Source organism: Capillibacterium thermochitinicola, assembly GCF_013664685.1.
In the GTDB taxonomy this organism is placed as follows: domain Bacteria; phylum Bacillota; class UBA4882; order UBA10575; family UBA10575; genus Capillibacterium; species Capillibacterium thermochitinicola.
In genome coordinates, this window is sequence record NZ_JAAKDE010000005.1 from 1 (window position 1) to 12,212 (window position 12,212).

The following is a 12,212-nucleotide window of genomic DNA, read 5'->3' on the forward strand; positions in this document are numbered from 1 at the left end:
ACAAGATAGCCGTGCATCATGCCGGAGATGCCAATCGCGCCAACACTGGTGAGCGTGACATTGAATTGCCGCCTGACTTTGTCCGCCAGGTCGCGATAGCAGTTTTGCAGCCCGGTCCACACCTCAGCAAGGTCATATGTCCAGATGCCGTTTTCCAATTTGTTTTCCCAGGTGTGCCCTCCGGTGGCAATGGGCGTATGGTCCTCACCGATTAACACCGCCTTTATTCGCGTTGAGCCCAACTCAATCCCTAGCGTCGTCCGTTTGCTGTTAATCATTTGCTTAATTTTTTCCACTTGTTTATCCCCCAAATATTTGTATTTTCGGTGCAAGATCCTATACGGAAGCGATGAACTCATCAATATAGCTTAAGGCAGCACCCGCGGCAATGGCTTGCTTTTTGTATTTGCAGGCTTGTAGATACGCGGAGTCGTTGTTAAAAGGATGTAATTTTGCGGTCCTTGTCTTAAGATCATCCAGATAGTCTTCGATATATTCGCCCACATAACCACCGAGAATGACGGTGCTGTCGAACAGGATATTTAAACTACTGACCGCTTGGGCCAGGTTATCCAGGTATTCATCCCACATCTTTTCGGCCTGGGGGTCTTTGGCACGGAGTTTTTCAAAGAACTTTTCCAGATTGCCATCCGTATGATTGGATAAAACCGTTGCCGCACAGTAGGCGTCGAAGCAGCCTTTTTGCCCGCAGTAGCACTGCTTGCCGTTGGGAACAATTTTCAAGTGACCAATTTCTCCGCTTCTTAGATTTTCACCGCTGTAAATCTGACCATTGATCAAAACCGAACCACCAATATTGTTGCTGAGCATCAGGTAAAAGGAGTTGGCGAGAAAATCATGGGACCAGATTTCCGCAAAGCCGGCGGCGTTGGCATCATTATGCAGTGAAACCGGATAGGGTATATACTTGCCAAACTCGGCGGAGGTTGCTCCCCCGAAATTAAGGATTTCCCCGTAAAAGATCCTCTTGTTATCTGCCGTGACCAGCCCCGGGACACCGATTCCGACTCCCAAGACCCGTGCCGGCGGGATATTTATTTTCTTAACGACCTCATCCACCAAGGAACCGAGGATCTTATAATATTCATCGGTGCGTTCAAACTGCCGGCGAATCCGGATACACTCAATCAGATTTCCGGACAAATCGACCGCCGCGCAGGTAATGTGGTGTTTGGTCACATCAAGCCCGATGGCCACGCGGGCATTTAAAACCGCGCGGTAGGCGCGGGCGCGCCTTCCGCCGGTATTACCGATAAAACCGAACTCTTCGACAAGCCCCTCCGTGATCAATTCTTCGATGTTTTGGGTGACTGTAGGCAGGCTTAAGCCTAGTCTCAGCACGATTTCTTGCCGGGATAAACCCTGGTTTTTCAGCAGAAGTAGATATATTTTCGAGCGGTTTATTTTTTTTATTTCCATATTGGCAGTATATTTTTCTCTCAATGACAATACCTTCTTTTCAATTTATTAATTTAAAAAGCCCTTTCATAAATCCATTTTATAAAATTATAGCACAGCAATTAGTTAACCACAAGGAATAAAGTTAAAACAGGTATGGATCCATTTAAAACGCGATGATAACTTGGTATGAAACATGAAAAAACAAAGAACGGTACGGTTTTAGATTTGTTAAAGGAAAGTTACGGAAAGGAAAATTTAGGGGTTGACATCGCGTGATATAATTAATTATAATTAAGAAAACCATTTAGTAAAATCATTTTACTAAATGAAAATAAAAAACGGCTTCTAATATTTGGGAGGTGAATCTGGGAAAGCACAAGTGTCATCACAAATTCACTATTGGGCACGGAAAATTTTGAGGAGGGATTTGGATCAATGGCAATAGGTATTATCGTGGTGGTTATTTTCATTACCATGGCGCTGTTGATGATGTTACGAAAAATACCGGCTTTACTGGCCCTGCCTGTAATGGCGGTCTTGATTGGCTTGGCCGGCGGGCTTCCCCTGGTCGGGCAAGAAGGAATTCTAACTTATGTGCTGTCCAGTGGAGCCCTTAAACTTGCGGGAACTTATGTTGCCATCTTGTTCAGTTGCTGGCTTTCCCAGATCTTGTACCGGACCGGCGTGACGGATACGATTGTCAAAAAAGCGGCGGAGTTCGGCGGTGACAAACCAGTCATTATTTCGATCTGTCTCAGTATTGTCACCGCTTTCTTGTTTACCGTGCTGTACGGAACCGGTGCGGTGGCGATGGTCGGGAGTATCGTTCTCCCCATTATGCTTTCGGTTGGCGTTCAGCCGGTCGTGGCGGCCAACGCTTACCTCGCCGCGATGACGGCCGGTTATGTGATCAACCCCGCCAATATTGCGGTGATTACCAATATAACCGGCGTGGCGGCTTCTTCCATGTACTTGTGTGCGGCCATCCTCAGTGTGATGAGTATTCTGTTTGCCATTGGTTACTTGGTGATCAGCTTCCGGAAAGGGGGGAGAAAGTTCGCCTTTGCTACACCGCTTGCCACCGATGAGAACGATGAAGAGCGGCCGCAACAGGTAACCGGGGTTCGCGGATTCCTTGCTTGCATGACTCCCCTGGTTGTTGTAGCTGTCATGCTTATTTTCAGGCTCGAAGCCATTACCGTGTTCATAATTGGGATTATTTGGGCGATGATTTTCACCTTCAAGGGCAACTGGACCAAATACTCCGGCATGATTGTGCAGAGTTGTTATGAAGGGTTTAAAGAAGGCGCCCCGACTACCGGTTTGATGTTCGGGATCGGAATGATTATCAATGCGATGACGGCGCCGATCACCCAGGCGGCGATTAATCCCTTTATGGAGGCCATTACACCGACCACCGCTGCCGGGCTGATCCTCTTTGTTTGTCTGCTCAGCCCCTTGGGTCTTTACCGTGGCCCCTTCAACTTATTGGGCCTTGGGGCCGGTTTAGCCGCCAGTATGCTCGCGGTTAACGTTTTGCCGGTCGCTGCTCTATCTGCTGTATTCTATGCGGCATTTCGTTGGCCGACGCAATCTTGCCCAACCTCCACCCAGGTGGTATGGGCGTCCAACTATGTTGGACAAGATCCGGTTGGGACCACCAACAAAGTCTTCTTTGCCAACTGGATCTTAACGACTATCTCTGTTATTGTCATGGTGCTGATTTATTTCTAAATCCTCGTTTGGTAAGGTATAAATTTTTTCCCAAAACTATGGTGCCGATGCGGAGATCTCGGATCTCCGCATCGGAAATTTGCACCGGAAAAAGATTGACTTCCCTTTAGTAAATATATCAGGATTGGGGTATAAGGTCATGAAAGTAAGAATCGGAATTGATGTTGGTGGCACCTTCACCGATGCGGTTGCGATTAATAACGACACCTATGAATTGATTGGCAGCGTGAAGATCCCGACGACGCATACCGCGGAGGAGGGTGTTGCCGCGGGGATTATTCTCGCCCTCGAAAAACTGATGGACGAATATGATATCAAACCGGAGGATGTTACTTTTTTAGCCCACGGTACGACCCAGGCGACCAATGCACTGCTGGAAGGCGATGTGGTCAGGGTTGGGATTTTGACGCTGGGCAGCGGAATCCAAGGCTTGAAATCGAAATCGGATACCAATATCGGCGATATCGAACTGGCCGAGGGCAAATACTTGTGTACTTTCGGAGAATATGTGAATTCGGGCGACAAAGAAAACTTTATCCAAAACGTAAAGGAAGCTCTTTTCAAGCTTAAACAGCATGGTGCCGAGGCCATCGTCGCCACGGAGGCTTTCAGCGTGGACAATCCGGAAAATGAAAATGCGGTGCTGGAGATCTGCCGGGAGCAAGAGATCCCGGCCTGCGCCGGGAATGATGTGTCCAAGCTCTACGGCCTTAAAGTGCGGACGCGCACGGCGGTCATCAACAGCAGTATTCTGCCGAAAATGATGGATGTGGCCAACATGACGGAGCGCAGCATTAAAAACGCGAAGATTGAAGCGCCGTTGATGGTGATGCGCTGCGATGGCGGTGTGATGACGGTGGACGAGGTGCGGAAGCGTCCGATCTTGACGGTTTTATCAGGGCCGGCGGCTGGTGTGGCCGGGGCGCTGATGTACGAGAAATTAACTGACGGGATCTTTTTGGAAGTTGGCGGGACAAGTACCGACATTTCCTGCGTCAAAGACGGAAATGTTGTTATCAAATATGCCGAGATTGGCGGGCACAAGACTTATCTAAATTCATTGGACGTCCGTACGGTCGGGATCGGCGGCGGCAGTATGATCCAGGTGGTCGACGGCAAGGCGGTGGACACCGGTCCGCGCAGTGCGCACATTGCCAATTTGGACTATGAGGTTTACGCCAAACCGGAAGATATCGTCAATCCGGTTTTGAAGAGTATCTCGCCGGTGGCGGGCGACCCTGAATACGCCTATATCGAATGTGCAAACGGCAAAAAATTTGCGCTTACCCTTTCCGGGGCCGCGAATATTGTGGGCTTGGTGCCCGAGGACAGCTATGCTTTCGGGAACCGGGAGGCGGCGGAAAAAGCCTGGGCGCCACTAGCCGGAAACATGGGCCTGACGGTTCAGGAGGCGGCGGAGAAGGTCTTGGAATTTGCCGCCGTGAAAAATGGGAAGGTCGTGCAGAGTTTTATCCAGGATTACGGCCTTGACCTGGCACAGGTGACCTTTGTGGGTGGCGGCGGCGGGGCCGCTGCGGTTGTTCCCCATTTGGCGAAGAAATTTAAAGTTCCTTATAAAATCGCCAAAAACGCCGAAGTGATCTCCCCGATTGGCGTTGCCTTGGCCATGGTCCGCGACATGGTGGAGCGTTCGATCCAAAATCCGACGGAAAAAGATCTCCTGGCGATTCGGCGCGAAGCAATCCGGAAGGCGGTGGAGGCGGGGGCCAAAATCGAAACCGTGCAAGTAAAGATCGAAGTGGATCCCCAGCAACAGAAGGTCAGAGCGATCGCCACCGGCTCTACGGAGCTGCGGACGAAGGAAATGAAGAGTGACCCGAAGACCGATGAGGAGATTTTGGCGATTGTTGCCGAGAACCTTGGCGTGGCAAAAGAAGAATTGAAAATTGCCGCGGATAACGGCCATATGGTAGCCGTTTGTTACGAGGGCGTCCGGAAAAAATTCTTTATTTTCCGGGAAAAGATCCGGACTATCCGTCTGGTCGACCGGGAGGGTGTTATCCGGTTACAAAGGCGCAACGGGGAAGTTTGCCAGTGTAAACCCGCGCAGTGGAAAAGCACAGTTCGCCGTCTCCTGGCCGACCATACCGTTTACGGGGATGGCGGGGCCGAGATTCCCAATATCTATATTGCCCTCGGAAGCCGGATCATTGATCTGGGTGGGATGCAAAACCCGAAACAGATTTACTCCCTCTGTGAAACCGAGCTCATGGGGGTGCAAGAGGATGAAGACCTCATCTTTGTGTGCACCCGGACGACGGAGAATGAACGATAGGCAGACAAAATAGATTGGTGGAGAGGATTTGGCCATGAAGGCTTTCCCGTTTCCCGACAAAATTAGTTCCCGCCAGGAATTGGCGCGCGATCTGCTTTACCGCAAAATCCCCGCCGCCGACCGGGGAAAAATCACGGATCAGGCCTGGGAGACCGGGGCAAAAGCCGCCAGGGAACTGATCCGGTCCCGACCCGGGGCCGATATCTATGAACATGTCAAACACCAGGGTTTGGCCGTTGAATTTGAGGAAAAAGACAATGTGGCCGGGAACTTGAGATACTTCAGCGAGTATTTTCCCGCCGCGAAAAAGATCGTGGTGTATGTGGAGGCCGTTAAAAAGTGGGCGGCAAGCAATAACCTGCCGTTCGAAAAGGCGCTTGAGATCATGCTTGCCCATGAACTTTTCCATCACCTGGAATGTACCAAGTATGGCTTGACCGCTGAACAATATACGGTTCCGACCTGGCAAATAGGCAAGTTCAAGTGGGGGAAGTCTTCGATTTTAGCGCTTTCGGAGATCGGGGCGCACGGTTTTGCCTATACCTATTTTGAGCTCATGAACAAAAGTGGAATTAAAACCGATAGACCAAGCCGCTGAAGTAATTGGGACAAAAAACAAGTAAGGGGGTTGCCTAATGAAAACCCAGAAAAGGAAGGCCGATGTGGTCGTTATTGGGGCGGGACCGGGCGGCATGTCGGCCGCAATCGGAGCGGCGCGCGAGGGCGCCAAGGTTATTCTTGTCGAGAGATTAGGGTATCTCGGCGGCCAGTTAAGTTCGGGATTGCCATTTTTAGCTTTTATGGATATGCAGAAAAGACAGATCGTTGGCGGTCTGGCTGAGGAAATGGTCAGACGGCTTAAAGAGAAAGAGGGAACCCACGGACACACGTACTGCCCATTTCATCTCTCGGTGACCAACATGAACCAATTTTACACCCGTATTATCTGTTTTGAGATGGTCCGGGAGTATGGGATCGAACTGCTCTTGCATTGCGAACTGACCAACGCGCGGGTGGAAAACGGCCGTCTCGTCTCGGTCACGGTAACCGGGAAAGGAACCAGTATTGAGTTGGAAGCAAAAGTATTTATTGATGCCACCGGCGACGGGGATCTTGGCTATATGGCGGGGGCCGAATACGAAAAGGGACAGGAAAGCACGGGTGTTTTACAACCGCCCACTCTTATGTTTAATCTGAGCGGGGTAAACCTGGATGAATTTATCGATTATATCGAAGCCCACCCCGAAGAGCTCCCTTACGAACTGGGTCTTCCCCATATTCGCCCCGGGTATGACGGGCAGTATTTTCGTAACAACCCGGGACATGTGTTCTTTGGTCTCAACGGGCTCATCGCCCGCCTGCGGAAAGAAGGGAAGTGTCCGATTAACCGGGATACGGTTATTTATATCCGCCAGCCCATGCCGGGTACCGTGGCGGTAAACACCATCCGGGTCTTGGACGTTGATGCCAGTGATATCGACGACTTGACCCGCGCCGAAATGGAAGCCCATCTGCAGATCATCCCGTTGGTCAATATGCTCAAGGAGCATGTTCCGGGTTTCCAAAACGCTTTTATCAGTTCGGTCAACCCCGTCATCGGGGTGCGCGAATCCCGCCGCATTATGGGCATCAAAAAACTAACGGCGGAAGACGCCATTAATGGCCGGATTCCCGACGATTCGGTGGCCCTTTTCTCCTATTTTATCGATATTCACCACGGAAAAGGCGAGGGTACCTACACGAAGAGTATTATGGAACCCTACGGTATTCCTTATGGTTGCACCGTAGCCAAGGGCATCGAGGGTTTAATGATGGCGGGTCGTTGCATCAGTGTTGATGCGGTCGTCTTCGGTTCCTGCCGGATCATGACCGTGCTGATGGCCGTGGGCGAAGCGACCGGAGTAGGCGCCGCCCTTGCCGTCAAGCAGAATATTTCACCTAAAGATGTCGATCCCCAACAGATCCGGGAAATCATTAAAGCCCACGGGGCAATCTTGTCTGTTGAGGACGCCAAGCCGCTCGCCTAAAAGGGGAACGAGGAAGGCAAACAGCTAAAAGTTGGTTCGGCTAATAATTAAAGAAAGAAAAGGAGAAGACCATGCAAGTTCCAAAAATAATGAAAGCACTAGTTGCCAAAAAACCGGGGGAGTATGTACTGGAAACCAGTTGGCCCACGCCCGAATGCGGTCCGGATGATATAATTTTAAAGGTGGAAGGTTGTGGCGTATGTGCGGGTGACATTAAGTGCCGGCACGGGGCGGCGATGTTTTGGGGCGACCAAGTCCAGCCGCGGTGGGTCGAGCCGCCGTTTATCCCCGGGCACGAATTTATCGGGCGGATCGTCCAGATGGGCGCGAACGTAAAAGGCTATGAACTTGGGCAACGCCTGGCGGCCGAACAAATTGTTCCTTGCTGGGAATGCCGGTTCTGCAAAACAGGACACTACTGGATGTGTGAACCCCACCGGATCTTCGGCTTCTTTAACAGCCTAAACGGGGGGATGGCGGAATATATTCGCCTGCCGAAGGAAGCCCTGAAGTATGTCGTGCCCGCGGACCTGCCGCTGGAAAAGGCCCTTTTGATTGAACCCTACAGTTGTTCAAAACACTGTGTGGACCGAGCCAATATCTCATGCGAGGATGTGGTCGTGATTGCTGGGGCCGGTACCTTGGGCTTGGGCATGGTGACCTACGCAAAACAGCGTAATCCGAAAACCCTGATCGTCCTCGACATGATGGACAGCCGGCTGGCCAAAGCGAAGGAATTCGGGGCTGATCTGGTGATGAACCCGGGTAAAGTCGATGTGGTCAGCGAAGTAAAAAGATTGACCGGGAATTACGGCTGCGATGTTTATATCGAAGCGACGGGGCATCCTTCGGCTGTTGGGCAGGGTCTCCAGATGATCCGTAAACTCGGCCGCTTTATCGAATTTTCGGTCTTCGGTGAGCCGGCGACCGTTGACTGGTCGATCATTGGTGACCGTAAAGAACTTGATGTGCTGGGCGCGCACTTGTCACCCTATTGCTATGATTATGTGATTAACGCAATTGCCGACGGGACGCTCAAGACCGACGGTATTGTCAGCAAAACATTCCCCATCGAACAGTGGGAAGATGCTTTCGATGCCGCGACCGGTAAGTACGGTGACTTTAAGGTTGCCATCGTTTTTTAGGACGGGTCCCGGTGATCCAGGCGGCGGAGTTTAAACCGCTCAACAAAATGAAATAGAAAAGAACGGCCCCCTGAGAACAGGGCCGTTCTTATTATTTGTTAATATAAAGGTGCCTGTATGACGTATAGTTATCTAATCAGAGGCGCAATCGTCAGCGCCACGATCTCCACCAGTTTAAAGAGGATGTTTAAGCTGGGACCGGCCGTATCCTTGAAGGGATCGCCGACGGTATCCCCGATGACCGCGGCTTCGTGGGCGGGCGACTTCTTCCCGCCGAAGTTCCCGGCTTCGATGTATTTTTTCGCGTTATCCCAAGCTCCGCCGGAGTTGGCCAGGAAAAGGGCCATCAACATTCCGGTCAAGAGGGAACCGCCAAGGACACCGGCCAATGCTTCCTTCCCGAGGGCAAAGCCGACGACGACCGGAGCGAGCAGGGCAATGACACTGGGGAGGGTCATCTCTTTCAACGCCACCCGGGTGGAGATATCGACGCAGCGGGCATAGTCGGGTTTGGCTTTTCCTTCCCGCAGCCCGGGGATCTCCCGCATCTGCCGACGGACCTCCTCAATCATAAACCCGGCCGCCCGTCCGACCGCCTCCAAGGCCTGGGCCGAGAAGAAGAAGGGCATGATCCCGCCGATAAACAACCCGATAATGACCGAGGGGGACAACAAATCGATCGCCTCAAGCTGGGCGGCGCTGGCGTAAGCGGCAAACAAGGATAAGGCGGTGAGCGCCGCCGCGGAGATATCGAAGCCCTTGGTCACGGCGGCCATGGAGTTGCCAACCGAATCGAGGGTATCGGTGACTTCCCGGACTTCTTCGGGGAGACCGGCCATTTCGGTAATACCGCCGGCATTGTCGGCCACCGGGCCATAGGCATCGACGGCAATGGTAATGCCGGAGATGGAAAGCATCGAGACCGCACTTAAAGCCAGCCCGAAGAAACCGCCGAAACGGTGGGCAATCAAGACGGCACCGGCGGTGATCAGGATCGGCAACACCGTCGATTTCATGCCGATGGCCACACCGTCAATGATGGTGGTGGCGGTACCTGTTTGCGCCGCCGCGGCCAGCGCACGAACAGGTTGCTTCTCGTCGGAAGTATAGTATTCGGAGGCCAGCCCCACCAGTAACCCGGCAATCGGGCCAACCATGACCGCCCCGAAAAGGGAAAGGTCATTCAGGTAAAACTTGGTGAAGAAAAATCCGCCCAGTACCGCCAAGGCGCAGGTGACATAGTTCCCGTTGTTGATCGCGCTATACACGTTACTGTTTTTCCGCATGCGAATGAAGTAGACGCCAAGCACTGAAGCCAGCACCCCGATGGCAAAGAGGAGAACCGGCCCGACAATGGCCTTGGCTCCGTAACGGGCGGTTAAAGTTGCCCCGAGCGACATGGCGGCCACCATCACTTCCGCTTCGCTTTCAAAAAGGTCGCTGCCCATGCCACAGACATCCCCGACGTTATCCCCGACGTTATCGGCGATGACCGCCGGGTTCCGCGGGTCGTCTTCCGGAATTCCTTCTTCCAATTTACCAACGAGATCCGCGCCGACGTCGGCCGCTTTCGTATAGATCCCGCCCCCAAAGCGGGCAAACAAAGCCACCAAAGAAGAGCCTAAGCCGTATCCGGTAAGTAATTCCGGCTCGCCAAAGAGGAGATAAAGGACGGAAATTCCGACCAGGTTCAGACCAACGACGGTCAAACCCATAATTGCACCGGCGGGGAAGGCGATCTGTAAAGCTGCCACGGTTCCATTTTTCGCAGCCTGGGCCGTCCGGACGTTGGCCAGGGTCGCCGCGTTCATCCCGATAAACCCGGCCAGCAACGAAAGGAAAGCACCGATCAGAAAAGTGACCAGGGTGGGCAGATCCAAGGTGAAATAGATGATGGGGAGGGCGATTAACAAGACCCAGGCGACGCTGGTGTATTCCCGACGAATAAAGGCAAAAGCACCGGTGCGGATCGCATGGCTAATCTCCTGCATCTTTTCGTTACCGGGATCCGCCTTTTTAATCTGACGGTAATAAGACCAGACCACCAGTAAAGTCACAATTCCGACCAGAGGTACAACCCAAAACAAATCCGACCATAAATTAGACCAGAAAGACAAGGTTCCACCTCCAACAGCAAGTAGCTTAGTAGTGTATGAAAGGGCGAAGCGTTCCCGCCGTTAATGTTTCGTGTTCTTCCGGAAAAACCCTACTGAATTTTAGGTTTCCAATGGGTTAACATTGCAAAAATCGGGTTTTATCTGTAATATGACCAAAAAAGCGCATAAAAAAAACCCCCTTAATGGGGTGATTTTTCTTGGTGCCGAAGGCCGGACTCGAACCGGCACGCTTTTGAGGGCGGTAGATTTTGAGTCTACTGCGTCTGCCAATTCCGCCACTTCGGCACGGGTTTTAAACATCTTCGACCTTCATTGTAACAAAGAAGGCGGCCGCTGTCAAGGATTTATCATGGTCCAGAAAACGGTTTTTCGGGAGATCCTTGGGCGAAAGGAACTGGCCGGCTCTTTAAAAAAGGGCGGTAAAAACCGCCCGGAATCAAATGGCATTGTCCAGAGACAGATTGGCCTTTGGTGCGGTCAAGGCCGGAGAAAGGATGGGTTGGCGAGAAACGAGTTTAATCGGTGGTAAACTCATTTCTTTAGTATTAAGATATTCCGGTGGCCGGAAAAGGGCCCTCCGCCAAGAGCATAAAATTGAGAAAGGGGATTGAACGAGTAGTTCATTCGTGTTCTTGGCTGTATGGAAGACGGGGGGCGTCAGTGCCCCTCCGCCCATTTCACGGCGGACAGTCCCTGCAAAGCGCCGGTTAAAGCGGCACGGTTGCTTTCCGGAACATGGACGGTCAGGCTGACCACCGCGCCGTACTCCTCCTTGACAAGCTTGCCTTCGTAGGTCTGGAGCAGACGGTTGACGACTGGTAACTGCGGGTACGGCAGCGTCAAGGTCAGTGTGAAGGTGGGGCGAAAAGGACGCCGCCCGGCGGCGAGGAGTGTTTGTAGGGCGGTGGAATGGTAGGCGTCGATTAAGCCCCGGACACCCAGTTTTTTTCCGCCGAAGTAGCGGGTGACCACCACCACCGTATTGGTGAGCTCCTGTTGCAGGATGGCGTTGAGAATCGGCCGGCCGGCGGTCCCGGACGGCTCCCCATGGTCGCTATAGTAGGTGACCGGGTTTTCGCCCAGGCCGATCCGGTAGGCGAAACAGTTGTGGGTGGCCTGGGGATGAACTTCGGTTTTGATCCGGCCAATAAAGGCCTGGGCTTCGTCGGCATCGGCCACCGGCGCGGCGTGGCCGATGAAGCGTGAACGTTCGATCTTCTGTTCCCACGTCTGTTCCTGGGCGACGGTAAAGTATACTGGTTCCATCGTTCACCTCATAAAATCCATGTCAAATCCTTAATCCATTATTCCACATTTGGGGGAAAGATTCCTTCGCTTTAAAGCTTGGGAAGACGGCCGCCGCCGGAGGGGCGGGGCAAAAGGCAAGCATTGACTTTCCAGTAATCTTCGGCTACAATAAAGAATGATCTTTGCGCAACGCAAGCGTTTAAGGTAAAAACTCAGGATGAAA

General features: G+C 52.2%; 9 protein-coding genes, 1 tRNA gene and 1 other annotated feature (1 of these 11 running past the window's edge). Of the genes, 5 read left to right on the forward strand and 5 right to left on the reverse strand.

What is annotated here, in order from left to right; genetic code table 11:
* Together G5B42_RS03310 and G5B42_RS03315 are read right to left on the reverse strand one after the other, a co-directional pair.
* A partial coding sequence (locus G5B42_RS03310; RefSeq protein ID WP_269206148.1) for an FGGY family carbohydrate kinase occupies positions 1-278 on the reverse strand: 278 nt, incomplete at its 3' end.
* Positions 279-336: 58 nt separating this feature from the next.
* Entirely contained in the window at positions 337-1,440 is a 1,104-nt protein-coding gene (locus G5B42_RS03315) for an ROK family transcriptional regulator (RefSeq protein ID WP_181339061.1), read from the reverse strand.
* Between the two features lie 417 nt (positions 1,441-1,857).
* On the opposite strand from G5B42_RS03315, the gene G5B42_RS03320 reads away from it, so the two are divergent.
* From G5B42_RS03320 to G5B42_RS03340, 5 genes are all read left to right on the forward strand, one after another.
* Positions 1,858-3,156, forward strand: a complete 1,299-nt coding sequence (locus G5B42_RS03320) for a hypothetical protein (protein ID WP_181339032.1) — start codon at positions 1,858-1,860, stop codon at positions 3,154-3,156.
* Between the two features lie 139 nt (positions 3,157-3,295).
* On the forward strand, positions 3,296-5,452 hold the full coding sequence (locus tag G5B42_RS03325) for a hydantoinase/oxoprolinase family protein (protein ID WP_181339033.1): 2,157 nt from the start codon (positions 3,296-3,298) through the stop codon (positions 5,450-5,452).
* 34 nt (positions 5,453-5,486) lie between these two features.
* The gene (locus G5B42_RS03330) at positions 5,487-6,050 is read left to right on the forward strand and encodes a hypothetical protein (protein WP_181339034.1); all 564 of its coding nucleotides are present in this window, start codon (positions 5,487-5,489) and stop codon (positions 6,048-6,050) included.
* Positions 6,051-6,087: 37 nt separating this feature from the next.
* Positions 6,088-7,479, forward strand: coding sequence for an FAD-dependent oxidoreductase (locus tag G5B42_RS03335; protein WP_181339035.1), 1,392 nt, complete (start codon positions 6,088-6,090; stop codon positions 7,477-7,479).
* A 71-nt stretch (positions 7,480-7,550) separates the two neighbouring features.
* The gene (locus tag G5B42_RS03340) at positions 7,551-8,624 is read left to right on the forward strand and encodes an alcohol dehydrogenase catalytic domain-containing protein (protein WP_181339036.1); all 1,074 of its coding nucleotides are present in this window, start codon (positions 7,551-7,553) and stop codon (positions 8,622-8,624) included.
* Positions 8,625-8,752: 128 nt separating this feature from the next.
* Here the strand turns inward: G5B42_RS03340 and G5B42_RS03345 are convergent, their stop codons facing one another.
* The 3 genes from G5B42_RS03345 to G5B42_RS03355 all read right to left on the reverse strand — a co-directional run bounded on the left by G5B42_RS03345 (position 8,753) and on the right by G5B42_RS03355 (position 12,007).
* On the reverse strand, positions 8,753-10,741 hold the full coding sequence (locus G5B42_RS03345; RefSeq protein ID WP_407926899.1) for a sodium-translocating pyrophosphatase: 1,989 nt from the start codon (positions 10,739-10,741) through the stop codon (positions 8,753-8,755).
* A gap of 198 nt (positions 10,742-10,939) precedes the next feature.
* A tRNA-Leu gene (locus G5B42_RS03350) sits at positions 10,940-11,026 on the reverse strand.
* A gap of 372 nt (positions 11,027-11,398) precedes the next feature.
* Positions 11,399-12,007, reverse strand: a complete 609-nt coding sequence (locus G5B42_RS03355) for an IMPACT family protein (RefSeq protein ID WP_181339037.1) — start codon at positions 12,005-12,007, stop codon at positions 11,399-11,401.
* 202 nt (positions 12,008-12,209) lie between these two features.
* Positions 12,210-12,212 (forward strand) — a binding site (T-box leader) (it continues 232 nt past the right edge of the window).

Coding starts and splice junctions, on each gene's coding strand:
- G5B42_RS03315 (WP_181339061.1), bottom strand. CDS start 1,440: ATGGAAATAAAAAAAATAAACCGCTCGAAAATATATCTACTTCTGCTG.
- G5B42_RS03330 (WP_181339034.1), top strand. CDS start 5,487: ATGAAGGCTTTCCCGTTTCCCGACAAAATTAGTTCCCGCCAGGAATTG.
- G5B42_RS03325 (WP_181339033.1), top strand. CDS start 3,296: ATGAAAGTAAGAATCGGAATTGATGTTGGTGGCACCTTCACCGATGCG.
- G5B42_RS03320 (WP_181339032.1), top strand. CDS start 1,858: ATGGCAATAGGTATTATCGTGGTGGTTATTTTCATTACCATGGCGCTG.
- G5B42_RS03340 (WP_181339036.1), top strand. CDS start 7,551: ATGCAAGTTCCAAAAATAATGAAAGCACTAGTTGCCAAAAAACCGGGG.
- G5B42_RS03335 (WP_181339035.1), top strand. CDS start 6,088: ATGAAAACCCAGAAAAGGAAGGCCGATGTGGTCGTTATTGGGGCGGGA.
- G5B42_RS03355 (WP_181339037.1), bottom strand. CDS start 12,007: ATGGAACCAGTATACTTTACCGTCGCCCAGGAACAGACGTGGGAACAG.